17 protein-coding genes are annotated in these 17,632 nt (G+C 71.6%); 13 read left to right on the plus strand and 4 right to left on the minus strand.

Features of this window, described 5'->3' with window-relative positions:
* Nucleotides 1-29 precede the first annotated feature (29 nt).
* Nucleotides 30-1,241 carry a hypothetical protein gene (locus AB0C20_RS28095; RefSeq protein ID WP_357191197.1) on the minus strand — a complete coding sequence of 404 codons (1,212 nt, stop codon included), beginning with the start codon at nt 1,239-1,241 and terminating at the stop codon, nt 30-32.
* Nucleotides 1,234-1,770 (minus strand): SigE family RNA polymerase sigma factor, encoded by a 537-nt coding sequence (locus AB0C20_RS28100; RefSeq protein WP_357191253.1) that lies wholly within the window; start codon nt 1,768-1,770, stop codon nt 1,234-1,236. The genes AB0C20_RS28095 and AB0C20_RS28100 overlap by 8 nt, the downstream gene beginning before the upstream one ends.
* 219 nt (nt 1,771-1,989) lie before the next feature.
* On the opposite strand from AB0C20_RS28100, the gene AB0C20_RS28105 reads away from it, so the two are divergent.
* Both AB0C20_RS28105 and AB0C20_RS28110 read left to right on the plus strand, forming a co-directional pair.
* Nucleotides 1,990-2,571 carry an NADH-quinone oxidoreductase subunit B family protein gene (locus AB0C20_RS28105; RefSeq protein WP_355005696.1) on the plus strand — a complete coding sequence of 194 codons (582 nt, stop codon included), beginning with the start codon at nt 1,990-1,992 and terminating at the stop codon, nt 2,569-2,571.
* 71 nt (nt 2,572-2,642) lie between these two features.
* Nucleotides 2,643-3,959, plus strand: coding sequence for a DUF2252 domain-containing protein (locus AB0C20_RS28110; RefSeq protein ID WP_357191200.1), 1,317 nt, complete (start codon nt 2,643-2,645; stop codon nt 3,957-3,959).
* 16 nt (nt 3,960-3,975) lie between these two features.
* Here the strand turns inward: AB0C20_RS28110 and AB0C20_RS28115 are convergent, their stop codons facing one another.
* On the minus strand, nt 3,976-5,022 hold the full coding sequence (locus tag AB0C20_RS28115; protein WP_357191202.1) for a glucose 1-dehydrogenase: 1,047 nt from the start codon (nt 5,020-5,022) through the stop codon (nt 3,976-3,978).
* Nucleotides 5,023-5,127: 105 nt separating this feature from the next.
* On the opposite strand from AB0C20_RS28115, the gene AB0C20_RS28120 reads away from it, so the two are divergent.
* Together AB0C20_RS28120 and AB0C20_RS28125 are read left to right on the plus strand one after the other, a co-directional pair.
* Complete coding sequence (locus tag AB0C20_RS28120) at nt 5,128-5,922, plus strand: NADH-quinone oxidoreductase subunit C (protein WP_357191205.1); 795 nt, start codon at nt 5,128-5,130, stop codon at nt 5,920-5,922.
* Nucleotides 5,922-6,884 carry a complex I subunit 1 family protein gene (locus AB0C20_RS28125; RefSeq protein WP_030329816.1) on the plus strand — a complete coding sequence of 321 codons (963 nt, stop codon included), beginning with the start codon at nt 5,922-5,924 and terminating at the stop codon, nt 6,882-6,884. Before AB0C20_RS28120 ends, AB0C20_RS28125 begins: the two co-directional genes overlap by 1 nt.
* A gap of 104 nt (nt 6,885-6,988) precedes the next feature.
* Here AB0C20_RS28125 and AB0C20_RS28130 read toward each other — a convergent pair whose 3' ends face one another.
* Nucleotides 6,989-8,008 (minus strand): glutathione S-transferase C-terminal domain-containing protein, encoded by a 1,020-nt coding sequence (locus AB0C20_RS28130; RefSeq protein WP_357191207.1) that lies wholly within the window; start codon nt 8,006-8,008, stop codon nt 6,989-6,991.
* Between the two features lie 81 nt (nt 8,009-8,089).
* On the opposite strand from AB0C20_RS28130, the gene AB0C20_RS28135 reads away from it, so the two are divergent.
* The 9 genes from AB0C20_RS28135 to AB0C20_RS28175 all read left to right on the plus strand — a co-directional run bounded on the left by AB0C20_RS28135 (nt 8,090) and on the right by AB0C20_RS28175 (nt 17,491).
* Nucleotides 8,090-8,518 carry an ester cyclase gene (locus tag AB0C20_RS28135; protein WP_112700493.1) on the plus strand — a complete coding sequence of 143 codons (429 nt, stop codon included), beginning with the start codon at nt 8,090-8,092 and terminating at the stop codon, nt 8,516-8,518.
* A 95-nt stretch (nt 8,519-8,613) separates the two neighbouring features.
* Nucleotides 8,614-9,219: an NADH-quinone oxidoreductase subunit I gene (locus AB0C20_RS28140; protein WP_357191211.1), complete on the plus strand. Its 606-nt coding sequence runs from the start codon at nt 8,614-8,616 to the stop codon at nt 9,217-9,219.
* A gap of 25 nt (nt 9,220-9,244) precedes the next feature.
* The gene (locus tag AB0C20_RS28145) at nt 9,245-9,805 is read left to right on the plus strand and encodes an NADH-quinone oxidoreductase subunit J (protein WP_357569080.1); all 561 of its coding nucleotides are present in this window, start codon (nt 9,245-9,247) and stop codon (nt 9,803-9,805) included.
* Nucleotides 9,802-10,164, plus strand: a complete 363-nt coding sequence (gene nuoK / locus AB0C20_RS28150; RefSeq protein WP_357191217.1) for an NADH-quinone oxidoreductase subunit NuoK — start codon at nt 9,802-9,804, stop codon at nt 10,162-10,164. Before AB0C20_RS28145 ends, nuoK begins: the two co-directional genes overlap by 4 nt.
* On the plus strand, nt 10,161-12,092 hold the full coding sequence (locus AB0C20_RS28155) for an NADH-quinone oxidoreductase subunit L (protein ID WP_357191219.1): 1,932 nt from the start codon (nt 10,161-10,163) through the stop codon (nt 12,090-12,092). The genes nuoK and AB0C20_RS28155 overlap by 4 nt, the downstream gene beginning before the upstream one ends.
* Nucleotides 12,089-13,597 (plus strand): NADH-quinone oxidoreductase subunit M, encoded by a 1,509-nt coding sequence (locus AB0C20_RS28160; RefSeq protein WP_357191221.1) that lies wholly within the window; start codon nt 12,089-12,091, stop codon nt 13,595-13,597. The genes AB0C20_RS28155 and AB0C20_RS28160 overlap by 4 nt, the downstream gene beginning before the upstream one ends.
* Nucleotides 13,594-15,093, plus strand: coding sequence for a proton-conducting transporter membrane subunit (locus AB0C20_RS28165; protein ID WP_357191223.1), 1,500 nt, complete (start codon nt 13,594-13,596; stop codon nt 15,091-15,093). The genes AB0C20_RS28160 and AB0C20_RS28165 overlap by 4 nt, the downstream gene beginning before the upstream one ends.
* A gap of 114 nt (nt 15,094-15,207) precedes the next feature.
* Nucleotides 15,208-16,083, plus strand: coding sequence for a zinc metalloprotease HtpX (gene htpX, locus AB0C20_RS28170; RefSeq protein WP_238687850.1), 876 nt, complete (start codon nt 15,208-15,210; stop codon nt 16,081-16,083).
* A gap of 148 nt (nt 16,084-16,231) precedes the next feature.
* The gene (locus AB0C20_RS28175; RefSeq protein ID WP_357191225.1) at nt 16,232-17,491 is read left to right on the plus strand and encodes an MFS transporter; all 1,260 of its coding nucleotides are present in this window, start codon (nt 16,232-16,234) and stop codon (nt 17,489-17,491) included.
* Nucleotides 17,492-17,632: the final 141 nt, after the last annotated feature.

Genomic DNA, 17,632 nt, shown 5'->3' on the forward strand with positions numbered 1-17,632 from the left:
ACGGGGGCGTACGACGCGGCCGGCGACCGTCAGCCGTAGATCATTCTCATCTGAACCAGGTTGTCGGCTCTGTTGACGTCCGGCAGGACGTCACGTTCGCTGTCCATCGGCTGGACCTCCACGTCCGCCTTGTCAGTGCTCAGCGTGATTCCTTCGAGCACCCGGAAGTCCAGGTCCAGCCGCATCTCCGCCCCGGCGGCCAGCTGACCCAGGCGGCAGGTGATCGGTTCGACGTTCTCGTGGACGCCCGCGCACGGGCCCCACCCGTCGACGTCCGCGCGCACCACCGCGGGCACGCCCAACCGCAGCATCACGTGGGCGACCGGGCCCGTGCCCCGGTTACGAATCCGCACCGTGGCCGTACCCGTCCGGGAGCCGTCGTCGGCAGTTCTCAGCACGAGGTCGCCGGTGGTGACCGCGACGTCCGCCAGGTTCGGGTTCGGACCGAAGCTCGTCGGCCCGGAGACCTGGCTGAACGCGTCACCCTTCCAGCGGTAGCCCCGCCACTGCCGTTGTGACCACCTGGCGTTCCAGCCACCCCCGGGAGCGATGTCACCGACCTGAACGCGAACCGTGCCGTCGCCCACGACATCCAGAGCGAACAGCCACTCCGGCTTGTCGATGGTGGTCGTGACCACCCGGCCGAGCGTGACCACCTTTTCTTCCTTGTCCCGGTCGAAGGCGACCACCTGCATCGGCCCGCGGGTGCCGAGCACGCACTGCACGAGAGCCACGGTCTCCACCGCGCCGTCCCCGTCGATGTCGCCGTGGTCGAGCGCCAAGAGCCAGTTCGCGCCCTCCCGGGCATCGGCGGTGAGCCGCGTCTGCGACGTCGGGCAGCCTCGTCCGGCCCGCCATGCCGGTAGGGTCACCGGCACCCCCAGCAGTTGCGCCCGGCTGACCTGGCCGTCCGGCACGGGGGTGGTCGGGCTGGCACTGGTCCCGGCAGGGCTGGGGGTCGGACTCGTCGGCATCGGCGTCGGCGTCGGTGACACCGAGATGCTCGGCGTCGGGTCGACGGGACCGGGTCGGTGGTCGGGGCCGCTCAACGCCGCGTATCCGACGGCCGATCCGCCGACCAGGGCGAGCGCCGTCGTGGCGCTGGCAGCCAGCCGGCGTCGGCCGCGGCCTCGTACCGTCCGTCGGACGGCGGCAGGTCCTGGTGCCTCGACCTCCGCGAGCGCGGTACGGCGGTATCGGGCAAACTCCTCGGAGAGGTCAAGAATCTCCTGCTCAGACATCCCGCACCTCCTCTCTGGTGTCGCGCAGGTGTGTGGCGAGTGCAGTCCGGCCCCGATGCAGCCAGGACTTGACAGTCCCTTCCGCTACCTGTTCCTGAGCGGCGATCTCGGCGACCGTCAGGTCGGCGAGGTAGTGCAGTACGACGGCCCGCCGCTGTTTCGGCGGCAACTTCGCCAACGCGGCGTCGACGACGACCCGGTCGGGGCTCGGCTCCGCGACGTGTGTCTCCCGCTGCCGCAGCAGCCACTGCTGGGCGGTCCGCAGCCGCCGCCAGCGGTTGTGGCCGAGGTTCCAGGCGACCCGACGGACCCAGGCCAGGGGGTCCTCGTATCCGGCGAGCCGGTCCCAGCGGGCGTACGCACGACAGAACGCCTCCTGAACCAGGTCCTGCGCCTGCCCGCGGTCACCCGTGTACGCGGTCAGCTGCACCACCAGGCCGCGGAAGTGGGCGTGGTAGAAGTCGTCGAAGACCAGCTCTGCCGCCGCGGAGGTTGCGGTTCCCGGTGGGTCCGGCGGGCGTCCACCCACCCGCACATCTCGTGTCACAAGCACTCGTCCTCCCCGTGGCGACTGCCGGCGCTGTCTTCGCCAGCACCGGTCACACAAGCGAGCGCGCCGCTAGGTTGCGCGTCAACCGCCGCCGAACGCTGTCGGCTCGGGGACAACTGGTGAGGCGCTCAGACCGCTCACCGCCGGACCGTACCGACGCCGGCTGTGATTCACTGTCGCTGAGGAGAGGGGGCGGTAGTGCAGCTACCGGCAGTGCTCGGCGAGCCGATCCGGTTCGTGCTGAACTGGGGCCGTCGCTACTCGCTCTGGGTGTTCAACTTCGGTCTGGCCTGCTGTGCCATCGAGTTCATCGCCACCAGCATGGGTCGGCACGACTTCATCCGACTCGGCGTGATCCCGTTCGCCCACGGCCCCCGCCAGGCCGACCTGATGGTGGTCTCCGGCACGGTGACCGACAAGATGGCCCCGGCGATCAAGCGGCTCTACGACCAGATGCCCGAGCCGAAGTACGTCATCTCGTTCGGCGCCTGCTCCAACTGTGGCGGCCCCTACTGGGATTCGTACTCGGTGACCAAGGGCGTCGACCAGCTCATCCCGGTCGACGTGTACGTGCCCGGCTGCCCGCCCCGGCCGGAGGCGCTGCTGCACGGCATCCTGCGCCTGCAAGAGAAGATCGCCGCCGAGCAGTCCGGCATCGGGGGTGTGCCGCAACGGGACGTGCTGGCCGCCCCGCTGGACGCCCCGCCCCGCGAGGCCGCCGCGCCACGCTCGGTCGACTCGCTCACCGCCCCGCCGGTACGCCCGCCCGCCGCTACCTGACAGCGTGAGTCACCACCCACGACGGCGCGCTCGCCACCCCGTTGTGGACCCGCGGCACTAGCCTGCGGACTATGAGCAGCTCAGCGGACCAGCGGTCCACCCACATCGTCGACGTGCTCACCGAGGAGTTCGGTGCGTCGATGGCGATCGACCCGGCCGCCTTCCGCCGCAAGTTCCGCAAGATGGCGGCTTCGCCGTTCGCCTTCTACCGGGGCAGCGCCGCGCTGTTCTACGCCGACCAGCTCGGCGACTTCGCCGACGACCGGTTCTCCGACGAGCAGACCAGCCGGGTGTGGATCCACGGTGACCTGCACGCGGAGAACTTCGGCACCTACATGAACGCCTCCGGGCAGCTCGTGTTCAACGTCAACGACTTCGACGAGGCGTACGTCGGGCCTTTCACCTGGGACCTGCGCCGGCTCGCGGCCAGCGTGGCGCTGCTCGGCTACGGCAAGGCGCTCTCCGACACGGCGATCGGGGAGCTGGTGGCCGGGTTCGCCCGGTCGTACCTGACCGAGCTGCGGGCCATCGCCGCCGGCGGTGACGACGCGATCGGTTCGATCACACTGGACAACGCCGACGGAGTGCTGCGCCGGGTGCTCCAACGGGCCCGGCTCAACACCCGCGTGGACCTGCTCGCCGCGCAGACCACCATCGACAACTACGAGCGACGCTTCTCCATCGGCGACGGGGTCTTCGAGATCGACGACGCCACCCGGGACCTGGTCAGCGCCGCCTTCCAGGACTATCTGGGCACCCTGCCAACCGCCTCGACGCAGCTGCGCCCGGTGGCCGCGCGGATCAAGGACGTGGTGCTGCGCAAGGGGGTGGGCATCGGCTCGGCCGGGCTGCCGTCGTACAACCTGCTGCTGGAGGGCCACACCCAGGCGCTGGAGAACGACGTCGTCATCTACATGAAGCAGGCGCAGGTGCCGGCCGTGGCGCGGTACGTCACCGACGAGTCGGTCCGCGGCTACTTCCAGCACCAGGGGCACCGGACCGCCGAGTCGCAGCGGGCGTTGCAGGCGCACGCCGACCCGTGGCTGGGCTTCACCGAGCTGAACGGGACCGGTCAGCTGGTCGCCGAGGTCTCCCCGTACGCCGCCGATCTGGACTGGTCGGACGTGAACGAGCCGGAGGAGCTGACCGGGGTTCTCGTCGACCTCGGCCGGGCGGTGGCTCGGATGCACTCGGTCGCCGACGACGAATCCAGTCACGACCTGGTGGACTACTCCACCGAGGAGGCGATCGTCGCGGCGGTGGACGCCGACGAGCGGGGATTCGTCGCCCACCTGGTGGATTTCGCGCACGCGTACGGGGTGCGCGCCCGCCAGGACCATCAGCTCTTCGTCGACCTGTTCCGCAACGGTCGGTTGCCGGGCATCTGATCGGGCGCGACGTCGCTCAGGACGCGAACTCCAGCACCACCTTGATGTCGTCCGGCCCAGGGGTGTACGCGTCGGCGTACCGGTTCACCGGCACCCGCCGGGTGATCAGCGACTCGAGCCAGACCTGGTCGGCACGGGCGAGTGCCTGCGCGGCCATGTTCCAGTGTCGCCGGTTGGCGTTCACCGAGCCGAACACCACGTTGTTCTCCAGCACCAGCGCCCGGTTGAGCGCCCCGGCGTCGAAGTCGATGCTCCGGCCACCGCTGGACACCCCGGCCAGGCAGACGATCCCGGTGGGGGCCGCCTTGCACATCACGTCGAGGACCACTGTGGGAGCGCCCGTGCACTCGATCACCACGTCCGGCTCGAAGGGCAGGTCGTTGACCGGCACCGTGTGGTAGGTGGCACCGAGCCCGGCGACCAGCTCCGGCTTCGGCCCCTCGGTGTTCCGGTCCAGCACGTGCACGGTGAGCCCGCGCTGGGTGCCGAGCAACGCGGCCAGCAGACCGATCGGCCCGGCCCCGGTAACCAGGACGGTCTGCGGCTGCCACTCGGCCCGGTGCCCGATCCGCTCGATGTGGTCCCAGGCCTTCGCCACCACACTCGTCGGCTCCAGCAGCACGCCCACCTGGGCCAGCGCCGGGTCGAGCGCGACCGCGAACCGCGGTTCGACCCGCCAGCGGTCCCGGGCGAAGCCGGCCAAGCCCTTGATGCCGTGTTCGGTGTACTGACCGTTACGGCACATGTCCCATTCGCCGACCGCGCAGTTCGAGCAGGGCACCGGGTCGGGGTACCGGACGATCCCGGCCACCAGGTCACCGGGTTGCAGGGTGCCGCTGGAGTCCTCGATCACCCGGCCCAGTGACTCGTGCCCGATGATCAGGCGGTCGGCGCCCGGCGGCGCCTCGCCGTACTCGCCGGCGATGATCTCGTGGTCGGTGCCGCAGATCCCCACCGCCAGCGCCTCGACCAGGACAGAGCCCTCCTCGGCAGCCGGCTCCGGCTGATCCTCGACGAGGCTCAGCGAGTTGGCGACCCCGGGTCTCACTGTCACAGCGCGCACACCCTCATCTTTCCCCGCCGAGGCGTGCGCCGCGCCCAAAGCCGGCAGATCGCTGGGCATCGGCGGCGGCCAGGTGCGGGCCCGCCCGGCACTAGGATCAGCGGCATGACTCCCGAAGAGGTCGGCGCTCGGCTGGTCGCGCTACTCGCGCCGGTTGAGGCGACCCCGTCGGTCTCCGGCGGGCAGAAGTTCGCCCGGGCCACGATCGACGTGCCGCCCGCGAGTTGGCTGACAGCGGTTTCCGCCGCCCGTGACGACACCGAGCTGGCCTGCGACTTCTTCGACTGGCTCTCCGCCGTCGACGAGTTGGCCGAGGGTTTCGACGTGGTGGCTCACCTCTGGTCGACGCGACTGCGGCACGGTCTGCTGCTGCGTACCCGGCTGCCGCGCGGCGCGCCCACTGTCGCGTCGGTGGTCGACGTCTACCCCGGTGCCGCCTGGCACGAGCGGGAGACGCACGAGATGTTCGGCATCGACTTCGCCGGGCATGGGGAGCTGCTGCCGCTGCTGCTGCCGCCGGAGTTCGAGGGTCACCCGCTGCGTAAGGAGTTCGTGCTGGCCTCCCGGGTGGCGAAGCCCTGGCCGGGCGCGAAGGAGCCGGGCGAGTCCGAGGCCGGCGGCGGGCGTCGACCGATCCGCCCGCCAGGCGTTCCCGCCCCGGGCGAGTGGGGGCCAACGCCCACCCCGGCCGGCGCCGGTGGGGTGGGGGAGGGCCCGCGTGGCGGCACCCCGGCCAGACCGGCTCGTGAGCGTCCGGCGCGGCCCGCCCCGGGGGCCCGTCCGGCGGGTACTCCCCGACCGGCCGGCGCCGCCGACGGCCCGACCCCTGCCGACCAGCCGGCGCCCGCGGACCCGCCGGGTCGCGATGGCCGGAGCGACCACGACGGGGGTACGGCCTGATGCCGCTCTGGGTGGAGTTGGTGCTCCGGATCGGCGGCGTGGTGGTCGCGTTCCTCACCCTGCCGTTGCTTGTCGGCCAGGCCGAGCACAAGGTGATGGCGCACATGCAGGGCCGGCTCGGCCCGATGTACGCGGGCGGCTTCCACGGCTGGGCGCAGCTCGTGGCTGACGGGGTCAAGTTCGTGCAGAAGGAGGACATCACCCCACGCGAGGCGGACCGGGCGGTGTTCCGGTTGGCGCCGGCGGTGGCCCTGGTGCCCTACCTGCTGGTGTTGCTGGTCATTCCGCTCGGTCCGAACGATCTGGTCGGGCAACCGTTGGACATCGGCCTCTTCTTCGTGCTGGCCGTGGTCGGCGTCGGGGTGGTGGCGGTGCTGATGTCGGCGTGGGCGTCGGCCAACAAGTACAGCCTGCTGGGCGGGTTGCGCGGGGCGGCCCAGTTGCTCGGTTACGAGCTGCCGCTGGTGCTGGCCGCCGCGTCGGTGGCGATGGCGGCCGGCACGCTCAGCCTGTCGGGCATCGTCGAGGCGTGGCAGCCGTGGTGGTTGCTCTGGCAGGCACCCGCGATGATCATTTTCTTCGTCGCCGGGTTGGCCGAGATCCGTCGGCCACCGTTCGACATGCCGGTGGCCGACTCGGAGCTGGTCTTCGGCTACATGACCGAGTACACCGGTCTGCGGTTCGCGTTCTTCCTGCTCGCCGAGTACGTCGGCATCGTGGTTATCGCCGCGCTGACCACTGTGCTGTTCCTGGGGGGTTGGCAGGGCCCGTTCGCCGACGACCAGCTGGGCTGGCTCTGGACGCTGCTCAAGATCTTCGCGGTCTCCTTCGTGATCATCTGGCTCCGGGTCTCCTACCCCCGGCTACGCGAGGACCAGCTCCAACGCCTCTGCTGGCTGGTCCTCGTGCCCGCGTCCCTGGCCCAACTGGTCCTCACCGCGGCAGTCCGCATAGCCCTGTAGACCCCCACCCGTCCGCGTCGATCTTGCACTTTCTGTCCCGGCAAACGTGACCAAATGGTGCATTTGGGCGTCAGAAAGTGCAAGATCGACGCGTGCGAGGGGGCTTAGCGCAGTGGGGTGTGTGCGGGGTCTACCGGCTCTTTCGGGGGTGGGGGCGGGGTGCCGTCGCCGAAGGGGCGGCCACCGAGCGCTTCCCTACCGTGCGGGGTGAGCCAGTTGGACAGGTCCGGGCCGAGCGGCACGATGCCGGTCGGGTTGATGTCGCGATGCACCTCGTAGTAGTGCCGCTTGATGTGGTCGAAGTCGATGGTGTCGCCGAAACCGGGAGTCTGGAACAGATCCCGGGCGTACGCCCACAGCACCGGCATCTCACTCAGCTTCTGCCTGTTGCACTTGAAGTGGCCGTGGTAGACCGGATCGAAGCGGACCAGCGTGGTGAACAGCCGCACGTCGGCCTCGGTGATGGTGTCGCCGACCAGGTAGCGCTGGTCGGTCAACCGCTCGGTGAGCCAGTCCAGCCGGTCGAAGAGCTGGTGGTACGCCTTGTCGTACGCCTCCTGGTTGCCGGCGAACCCGCACCGGTAGACGCCGTTGTTCACGTCCCGGAACACCACGGCGTTGACCTCGTCGATCTGCTCCCGCAGGTGCTCGGGGTAGAGCTGCGGGGCGCCTTCGCGGTGGTACGCCCTCCACTGCGTGGACAGGTCCAGGCTCATCTGCGCGTAGTCGTTGGTCACCACCTGCCCGGTCGGCACGTCCACGATCGCCGGAACGGTGATGCCCCGCTCGTAGCCGGGGAAGCGCTTGAAGTACGCCTCCTGGATGCGCTCGATGCCGAGCACCGGGTCCCGACCGTCCGGGTCGAGGTCGAAGGTCCAGCTCCGGGCGTCGTGGGTCGGGCCGGCCACCGCCATCGAGATGGCGTCCTCCAGACCGAGCAACCGCCGCACGATGATCAGCCGGTTGGCCCACGGGCAGGCCCGGCTGACCGCCAGCCGGTACCGGCCCGGCTCGACCGGATATCCGTCGCGCCCGTCCTCGGTGATCCGGGTGGCGATGTACCGCTGGTCGCGGGTGAACTCGCCGCCCGGCTCGACGTACTTGCCGCTTTTTTCCTCGCCCACGTCGCCCTCCCGGTCTGGTCAGTGTCTCTACCCAATCCTCGCGGATCTACGGCGCACAGTGGTCCCGGATACCCTGCCGGCATGACGGATGTGGAGGCGGCGGCCCGGCGGTTCATCGCCGATGTGTGGAATGCCCGCCAGGAGGAGTCGGCGTACGAGCTGGTCGCCGAGGAGTGCCCGGGGCTGGGCGGCACCGGGCCGGAGGCGACGTTGGCCTGGCATCGCGAGCGCCGGGCGGCCTTCCCGGACCTCCGCTACAAGATCGTCGACGTGGTCGCGGCCGGCGAGCGGGTGGCAGTGCACTGGCGGGCCGCCGGCACCCACGCCGGGCAGTTCGGGCCGGTGCCGCCGACCGGGCAGGTGGTCAGCTACTCGGGGGCGACGTTCCTGCGTTTCGACGCGGCGGGCCGGATCGTCGAGGTGTGGAGCTGCAACGAGCTGTTCCAGTTGCTGCAACAACTCGGCGTCGAGATGCTCCCACCGGCCGTCGTCAGCGGACCCGGGGCGTGATCCGGCTGATCGGCAGGTGACCGTGCTTCTCGGGTAAGCCCCTGGGGTCGTCGACCTGTGGGTGGTGGTCGCGCGCGCCGTGGCCACAGGGCAGGATGGTCGACATGAGCGACCCCAGCGAGCGCGATGACGCCAGCGGACGCGGCCTTCCCGGCGCGGGCCTGGTGAAGGGGCTGGCGGTCACCCTCAAGACGATGACCAGCCGTTCGACCACCCAGCAGTACCCGGACACGGCTCCTGACCTGCCGCCGCGCTCGCGCGGCGTGATCGCCCTGTCCGAGGAGAACTGCACGGTCTGCATGCTCTGCGCCCGGGAGTGTCCGGACTGGTGCATCTACATCGACTCGCACAAGGAGGAGGTGGTGGTGCCCGGCGCCGCCCGCCCCCGCCAGCGCAACGTGCTCGACAAGTTCGACATCGACTTCTCGCTCTGCATGTACTGCGGCATCTGCATCGAGGTCTGCCCGTTCGACGCGCTCTACTGGTCGCCGGAGTTCGAGTACGCCGAGTACGACATCAAGGACCTGCTGCACGACAAGGACCACCTCGGTCAGTGGATGGCCACCGTTCCGCCGCCGCCCGCGCACGACCCGAACGGCGAGCCGGCCAAGGAGGAAACCTCCGCCGCGCGCAAGGCGGCCGCCGCACGCCCCGCTCCGCCAGCGGTACGCCCCGACGCCGACCAGGACCCGGCGTCGTGAACGCCCGAGCCGGAAGGGCACGCCGGTGACCGGGGCGGACGTGTTGCTGCTCGCCCTCGGCGCGGTGGCGGTTGGCGCCGGTGTGCTGGTGGTGACCACGAAACACCTGGTCCGGGCCGGGCTCTACCTGGTGGTGTGCCTGGGCGCGTTGGCCGGTGACTTCCTGGTGCTCAGCGCCGAGCTGGTGGCCTGGGTGCAGGTGCTGATCTACGTGGGCGCGGTGGTGGTCCTGCTGCTGTTCGCTGTGATGCTGACCCGTGCCCCGATCGGCGCCTCCGACGACCTGGACCGGCAGGGCTGGCCGGCCGCGCTGATCGGTGGGGGCGCCGGGCTGGGGCTTGCCGCCCTGCTGGTCGACGCGTACCGCTGGAGCACAGTCACCTTGCCGGACGCCGGCACCGCCGAGCGGCTGGGCGAGCAGATCTTCCAATCCTGGGTGCTGCCGTTCGAGGTGCTCTCGGTGCTGCTGCTCTCCGCGCTGGTGGGCGCTATCGTGCTGTCCCGGCCGGACATCGGCCGAGCCGCCCCGCAACGCGACGGCACGGCAGGCGACCTGGCCGGCAGCGAGCCCGGGGGGCGCCGGTGAGGCCGGTCATCCCGTACGTCACCGCCGCGCTGCTGTTCGGCCTCGGCGTGTACGGCGTACTGCGCCGCCGCAACGCGGTGCTGGTGCTGATGTCGGTCGAGTTGATGCTCAACGCGGTCAACCTGATCCTGGTCACCGCTGACACCACCGCCCGCGCCGTGCTCCCGCACTCGGGGCAGGTCTTCGCGCTCTTCGTCATCGTCCTCGCCGCCGCCGAGATCGGGGTGGGGCTGGCGATCGTTCTCCAGCTCTACCGGCTGCGGGCGACAGTCGCAGTGGATGACGTGCCGCTGACCGAGTCGCCGGATCCCGTCGGTGGGCGCGAACCGGCAGTCCTCAACTCGGAGGCGGGTCGGTGACCGGGCTGCTCGGGGCGCTGCTGCCCGCCGTACCGTTGATCGCCGGGCTGCTCGGTTTGTTGCTGCCACCGGCCCCTCGGCGCGACGGCGCGACCGGCGGCGACCGGGCCCGAACGGCCGCGGTGACGCTCGGTGTCACCGGTGCGGCCGGAGCGCTGGCGTTGGCCGTCGCGCTGCTGCTCACTGTCGACGGGCCGACGGAGACGTCGGCCACCTGGGTGGACTTCGGCGGGCTGGCGGTGACCCTCGGCGTACGGCTGGACGGCGCCGCGGCGCTGGTCGCGGTGGCGGTCACCGCAGTCGCCCTGGCCGTGCAGGTCTACTCGATCGGCTACCTGCGGCGCGGTCCGCACGACGACGTCGACGTGGACCACCGCTACCCGCCCTACGCCGCCCAGATCAGCCTCTTCACCGGTGCCATGCTGCTGGTGGTGGTCGCCGGCGACCTGATCATGCTGTTGGTCGGCTGGGAGGTGATGGGCCTCTGCTCGTACCTCCTGATCGCCCACGACCGCCGACTGGCCGGCGCCCCCGCCGCCGCCATGAAGGCGTTCCTGGTGACCCGGGTCGGTGACGTCGGGTTCCTGCTCGGCATCGCGCTGCTGGGCGTGTCGACGGGCAGCTTCCGGATCGCCGACGTGCTCGCCCACGACCACTCCGGCGCGACGTTGACCGCTGCGGGCCTGCTGCTGCTCGCGGGTGTGGCCGGCAAGAGCGCGCAGTTCCCGCTGCACACCTGGCTGCCGGACGCGATGGCCGGCCCGACCCCGATCTCCGCGCTGATCCACGCCGCGACGATGGTCGCCGCCGGGGTGTACGCGGTGGCCCGGCTCTACCCGCTGTTCACGGCCGCCCCGGTGACGCTGACAGTGCTGGGGGTGCTCGGCGCGATCACCCTGCTGCTCGGCGCGCTCGCTGCCACCGCCCAGGACGACATCAAACGCGTGCTGGCCTGGTCGACAGTGTCCCAACTGGGTTACATGACCGGCGCGCTGGCTGTCGGTTCACCGTCGGCCGCACTGTTCCACCTGCTCACCCATGCCGCCTTCAAGGCGCTGCTGTTCCTCGCCGCCGGCGCGGTGATCCACGCCGTCGGCACCACACTGATGTCGGAGATGGGCGGGCTGCGGCGCAGCATGCCTGTGACGTTCTGGTGCACGGTGGTGGGCCTGGGCGCGCTGGCCGGGGTGCCGCCGTTGGCCGGTTTCTGGAGCAAGGACGGCGTACTGACGGTCGCCGAGTCGGCAGCGCTGGAGGGCACCGGCCCGGCCCCGTCCTGGGTGGGCTGGATCGTCTGGATCGCCGGGCTGGTCGGCGTGGCTGTCACCGCCTGGTACGCGGGTCGGCTCCTGCTGCGCGCCTTCTTCGGCGCCGCGCGCCTGCCCCTGGTTCAGCCACACGACCCGCCGGCCGTGCTGCGCTGGCCGGTGCTGCTGCTGGCCGTGCCGGCCGCGCTGCTCGGTCTGGCCGGGTTCGTCGGGGTGTTCGCCGACCGCCTGCGGTTCCCCACCGTCCCGGTGGCGGGCTCCGAGGACGGCCTGGTCCACCTGGGGCCGGGGGTGCTGCTGCCGCTCGCGTTCCTGCTGGTCGGCGCCGCGCTGGTGACGCTGGGCTGGCGCCGCGACAGGACCGCCGACCCGGCCGCCGCGCTGGGTCCGCTGCGGCCGGTCTTCGCCAGCGCGTTCCGACTCGACGACGTCCAGCGCGCCCTCGTGGTACGCCCCGTCCGCGCGCTGGCCCGCGCCGCGCGCACGAGTGACGAGGTGGTGGTGGACGGCGCCGTCGAGGGCAGCGGGCGAGCCGCGTCCGGTCTGGGCGCGGGGCTGGCCGCGCTGCACCGCGCGGCGCTGCCCCGGGCCGCCGCAGGCGTACTGGCCGGCGCGCTGCTGATCGGCCTGGCCGCTGCCCTGGTTGGAGTTAACCGATGACGTTTGGACAGGGGTTGCTGGTCGCGGTGCTGGCGGTGCCGGCGCTGGGTGCGGTAGCGGTGGCGGCGACGCCCCGGGACCGGGCGGCCCGGCTGGTCGGCACTGTCGCGGCGGCGTTGACCCTGCTGGCCGCGGTGCCGCTGGTGCTCGGCGGTCGGGGCTGGGTCGCCTGGTCGGCGGACGCGCCGGCGGTGCGCCCGTGGCACCAACTGGACCTGCCCTGGGTGCCCGGTCTGGAGTTGCGCTTCCACCTCGGCGTCGACGGCATCTCCTGGCCGCTTGTGGTGTTGACCGCGCTGCTCACGTTGCTCTGCTGCGCGTACACGATGTGGCGGGTGCCGGAGGGCGGCAGCGGTCGGGCGCTCGTCGCGCTGCTGTTGGTGGTCGAGGTGGGCATCCTGGGCACCTTCCTCGCCCTGGACCTGGTGCTGTTCTTCCTCTTCTTCGAGGTCGTCCTGCTGCCGATGTACGCGATCATCGCCGGCTGGGGTGGCACGGACCGGCGTCGAGCGGCCCGGAAGTTCGCCCTCTACACGCTGTTCGGCTCGGTGTTGCTGCTGGTCGGCGTGTACGTCGTGGTCGCCGCCGCCGGCACCGCCGACCTGGTGACGCTGACCGGTGGCGCGGGGATGTCCCGGGGCACCCAGTTGGCCGCGTTCACACTGCTCGCGTTGGCGTTCGCGGTGAAGAGCCCGCTGTGGCCGTTGCACTCCTGGCTGCCCGACGCGCACACCCAGGCACCCACAGTGGGCAGTGTCGTGTTGGCCGGTGTGCTGCTCAAGATGGGCACGTACGGCCTGATAAGGGTCGCTGTGGGGGTGGCGCCGGAGGGCGCCCGTTGGGCGGCGCCGGTGCTCGGCGTGCTCGCCGTCGCCGCGATCCTGATCGGTTCGCTGGTCTGCCTGGCCCAGTCGGACGTGAAGCGGCTCATCGCGTACTCCAGCGTGGGGCACATGGGCTTCGTGCTGCTGGGCGTCGCCACGCTCACCGCCACCGGCATCCAGGCGGCGTTGATCGGCAACGTCGCGCACGGGGTGATCACCGGCCTGCTGTTCTTCCTGGCCGGGGCGGTGAAGGACCGCACCGGCACGGGCACCCTCGCCGAGTTGTCCGGGCTGCGGGAGACCGCGCCCCGGTTGGCGGGTCTGCTCGCGTTCGCGGCGATCGCGTCACTGGGCCTGCCCGGGCTGGCCGGCTTCTGGGGCGAGGCGTTCGCGGTGATCGCCGCCGTGCAGGTGGGCGGTCCGCTCTGGACCACCCTCGGGGTGCTGGCCGCGGTCGGTGGGGCGCTCACCGCCGCGTACTTCCTGCGGTTGCTGCGCCAGGTCACCCACAACCGGCCGAGCCCCGCCGTCGGTCAGGTCGGCCCCGGCCTGGCCGGGGCGGAGTTGACCGCCTGGGTGCCGCTGGTGTTGCTCGCGTTGGCCATCGGGCTGGCGCCGACGCTGGTCCTCGGCGTCGCCGAGGCCCCCGTCGACGCCCTGATCGGGGTGGTCAAACCATGAACGTCGTGCAGAGCGTGGACAGCGTCGCGCTGCTGCCGGCCTACCTGGCCGCCGGCACTGCCGTGCTCGTGCTCATCACCGATCTGGTGGTGGCCCGGCCACGGGCCACCATCGCGGTCGCCGCGCTCGGCGCGCTCGGCACCGCCGTCGGCTCCGCGCTGGTCGGGGCGGGTGCCGAGCGGCGGACGTTCTGCGTGGGCGCCGACTGCTCCTGGGTCTTCGGCGGTCGCGCGGCGGTGGTCGCCGTGGTGGTCGCGCTGCTCACAGTCGGCGTGCTCGGGCTGTCGGTGCCCGCGCTGCGGGCCGGGCGGTCACCGGTCGGTGAGTACACCTTCCTGTTGGCCTGTTCGATGACCGGTGGCGTGGTGCTCGGCGCGGCCGGAGACCTGATCACGCTGATCGTCGCCCTGGAGACGCTGACCCTGCCGCTGTACGTGCTGGTCGGCCTGCGCCGGGGGAGCCTCGCCAGCGCCGAGGCGGCGGTGACCTTCTTCGTGGTCAGCGTGGTGGCGACCACGCTGACCCTGCTCGGCGCGGCGCTGCTGTACGCGGTGACCGGTGGGCTGCACCTGGACCGGCTCGGCGCGTTGCTCGCCGAGCAGCCAGAGTTGCGGGACCTGCCCTTGACCACCGTTGCGGTCGCGGTGCTGCTTGTCGGCCTGGCCTTCAAGGTGGCGGCGGTGCCGTTCCATGCCTGGGCGCCGGCCACCTACGACGGCGCGCCTCTGCCGGTGGCCGCGTACCTGTCCACAGCGTCGAAGCTGGGCGGCCTGGTCGCCCTGCTCGCCGTTGTGCAACGGGCGCTGCCGGCGGACCAGACCGGTCCGGTGCTCGCTGTGCTCGCCGTGCTCACCATGACCGTCGGCAACCTGGTCGCCCTGCGTCAGCGGCGGACTGTCCGGCTGCTCGCCTGGTCGTCAGTCGCGCAGGCCGGGTACATCCTCGCCCCGTTGGGAGCGTTGGCGCTGGCTGCCGGACGCACTGACGAGGCACGGTCCGCCGCGTACGCGGCCGCCGTGGCGTACGCCGTCTTCTTCGTGGTGTTGGAGCTGGCCGCGTTCGCCGGAGTGACAGCGCTGCGGCCGGCGGGTGCGGACGGCGGCACGCTTGACGACCTACGCGGGGCAGCCCGGCGGCACCCGTGGCGAGCTGCGGCGTTCGGTCTCGCGCTGGTCGGTCTGGCTGGCCTGCCGCCGGGGCTGGCTGGGCTGTTCGCCAAGGTGACAGTGGTCCGGGCGCTGCTGGACGGTGGCGCGGCCTGGCTGGCGCTGGTGGTGGCGCTGAACGCCGTGATCGGGCTCGCCTACTACCTGCGGGTGACCGCCGCGCTCTGGGCGCCGACCACGACGCCCGGCCCGGCCGCGGCGCTCGCCGGTGGCGGAGCGTCGGGCGTACCAGTGGTGGGCGTGGTGGCGGTGGTGCTGGCGGTGGCGACGGTGGCCGCCGTGGTGCTCGGCTTCGCCCCGCAGTTGGTGCTCGACCTGGCCGCCCGCTGACCCACCCGAGGCCCGGTCTCAGTCAACTCTCAGCGTTGAGACGGATGGTTGGCGGGTACCGGGTTGTTACACCGGTCAGCGGATCCCGGCGATCCGTGCACCGAAGGAGACATCGTGCACCACAACCGTCTGAAGACCGCAGCGCTGCTCGGCCTGCTCAGCGCCCTGATCCTGGCGGTGGGCTACTGGTTCGGCGGCAGCGGCGGCCTGGTCATCGCCGTCCTCGTGTCTCTGGTCATGAACGGCGTCACCTACTTCTACTCCGACAAACTCGCACTGCGCTCGATGGGGGCGCAACCGGTCACCGAGGCGCAGTTCCCCGAGCTGTACCGGATGGTCCGGGAGTTGGCCACCGACGCCCGGCAGCCGATGCCGCGGCTCTACGTCAGCCCCACCGCGCAGCCCAACGCTTTCGCCACCGGTCGCAACCCGCAGCACGCGGCCGTATGCGTGACCCAGGGCATCACCGAGATCCTCGACTACCGTGAGCTGCGCGGCGTGATCGGGCACGAACTGTCCCACGTCTACAACCGGGACATCCTGATCTCCAGCGTGGCGGCCGGCCTGGCCAGCATCATCACCCTGCTGGCGAACCTCGCCTTCTTCATCCCGCTGGGCGGCGGGGACGACGAGGACCGACCCAACCCGGCTGTGCTGCTGCTCACCCTGATCCTCGGCCCGATCGCGGCCACGGTGATCCAGTTGGCCATCAGCCGGAGCCGCGAGTTCCAGGCGGACGCCTCCGGCGCCGAGTTGAGCCGCGACCCGCTGGCCCTGGCCAGCGCGCTGCGCAAGATCGACGCGGTGGCCCGACGCCGGCCGTTGCCGGCCCAGGGTCAGCTCACCAGCACCGCCCACCTCATGATCGCCAACCCGTTCCGGGGCGGCGGCATGGCGGCGCTCTTCTCCACCCACCCCAAGATGGAGGATCGCGTCGCCCGGCTGGAGCAGATGGCCCGCAACTCGGGGCCGGTGCAGTTCCAGCGTTGACCCGCTGATCCATCAACGCCTCCGCCCGTACCCGGCCACGCCGGGTACGGGCGGATCGCTGTGTCGGAGACCATTCCGCTGTCCTCCGGTCAGGCAGCGGCGTTAGGGTCATAACGGCTCACGCTCATTACATCCCGGGAGGTTCACGGTGACCGCGCTGCGTCAGTACCTGGGTGTCTGGCGGGTCCCCGGCGCGCCCATGCTGCTGATCACCGGCATCATCGGGCGGCTCGGAATCGGCATGACCCCGCTGGCGCTGCTCCTTGTCGTCGAGCAGGTGACCGGGCGCTACTCGCTGGCCGCCATCGCCGGCGGCATCTACGCCCTCGCCGGCGCCGCGCTCAGCCCGGTGGCCGGACGGATCGCCGACCGGGTCGGCCCCAGCCCCGTCCTGCTGCTCACCGCCGTGGCCCACCCGCTGGCACTCATCGGGTTGCTGCTGGCCAGCCGCTCCGGCGACGACGCGCTCCCCGTCATCTACCTCGCCGCAGGCGTGGCCGGTGCCACCTACCCGCCGCTCACCGCCGCCATCCGAGGCGCCTGGAACGACCTGACCGGCCCCAACTCCGGCCGATACCACCTGCGCAACACCGCGCTGGCCGCCGAAACCACGCTGTTCGAAATCGTCTTCGTCCTCGGCCCGCTGCTCGTCGCCGGCTTCGTCCTCGTCGCCGACGCGGCGGCCGCGCTGATCGGCGCGGCAGTGGTCACCCTGGTCGGCACCACCGCCGTGGCCCTCGGCCGGGTCATGCGCGGCTGGCGTCCGCACCCGCGGGAACACCACGCGCGCGGGCTCGGCCCGCTACGGGTCCCCGGGTTCCCGGCCCTGCTGATCTGCGTCGCCGGCCTGGGCATCGCGTTCGGTGCCGCCGGAGTGATCGTGCCCGCGTTCGCGAGCGACCACTCCACCGGCGACCCGGAGAGCCTCGCCGGCGTGCTGCTCGCGGTCTGGGGCGTCGGCAGTGCCATCGGTGGGCTGTGGTTCGGCGTCCGCAAGCCGGCACCGAACATGACCCGACAGTTCGCCCTGCTGCTCGGCGCGCTGGCCGCCACCTTCGCCGTGTTCGCGGTGATGCCCACCCCGCTCGCGCTGGGTGTCGCGCTGGTCGCCGGCGGGGCCACCATCGCGCCCGCGCTGACACTGGAGAACACCCTGGTCGGCCGGATCGCCCCCACCGGCATGTTGAACGAGGCGTACACCTGGGTGGTCACCGTCGCGGTGGCGGCGAGCGCCGCCGGCGGCTCGGTAGCCGGCGTGATCGTGGACCACGCCGGCGGCGTCCGCTGGGCGTTCCTGTTCGCCGGGGCGGCGGTCGCCGTCGGGGCGGCGGTCGCCGCGCTACCCGCCGGGCCCATCGCCCGCGCGGAAACCACTGCGGTACGCGCCGAACAGCCTGTCCCCGTCTGACCTGCTGTCTTCTGGCTGTTTCGCTGCGGGCCTGGTCCGCGCGGCGTGGTGTCGGCTTGGTCCACTCGGGTTCCTGCTCCGGATCATCGATCGCATCAAAGAGCCGGAACTTCTGGCGACCATTCTCCCGATCATGGACTC

The organism is Micromonospora sp. NPDC048843 (genome assembly GCF_040649965.1).
Classification (GTDB): domain Bacteria; phylum Actinomycetota; class Actinomycetes; order Mycobacteriales; family Micromonosporaceae; genus Micromonospora; species Micromonospora hortensis.

What these genes read in the sequence shown, in the direction of transcription:
- AB0C20_RS28160 (WP_357191221.1), top strand. Translation starts at nt 12,089, where the DNA reads ATGACGTTTGGACAGGGGTTGCTGGTCGCGGTGCTGGCGGTGCCGGCG.
- AB0C20_RS28110 (WP_357191200.1), top strand. Translation starts at nt 2,643, where the DNA reads ATGAGCAGCTCAGCGGACCAGCGGTCCACCCACATCGTCGACGTGCTC.
- AB0C20_RS28120 (WP_357191205.1), top strand. Translation starts at nt 5,128, where the DNA reads ATGACTCCCGAAGAGGTCGGCGCTCGGCTGGTCGCGCTACTCGCGCCG.
- AB0C20_RS28125 (WP_030329816.1), top strand. Translation starts at nt 5,922, where the DNA reads ATGCCGCTCTGGGTGGAGTTGGTGCTCCGGATCGGCGGCGTGGTGGTC.
- AB0C20_RS28135 (WP_112700493.1), top strand. Translation starts at nt 8,090, where the DNA reads ATGACGGATGTGGAGGCGGCGGCCCGGCGGTTCATCGCCGATGTGTGG.
- AB0C20_RS28140 (WP_357191211.1), top strand. Translation starts at nt 8,614, where the DNA reads ATGGTCGACATGAGCGACCCCAGCGAGCGCGATGACGCCAGCGGACGC.
- AB0C20_RS28095 (WP_357191197.1), bottom strand. Translation starts at nt 1,241, where the DNA reads ATGTCTGAGCAGGAGATTCTTGACCTCTCCGAGGAGTTTGCCCGATAC.
- AB0C20_RS28165 (WP_357191223.1), top strand. Translation starts at nt 13,594, where the DNA reads ATGAACGTCGTGCAGAGCGTGGACAGCGTCGCGCTGCTGCCGGCCTAC.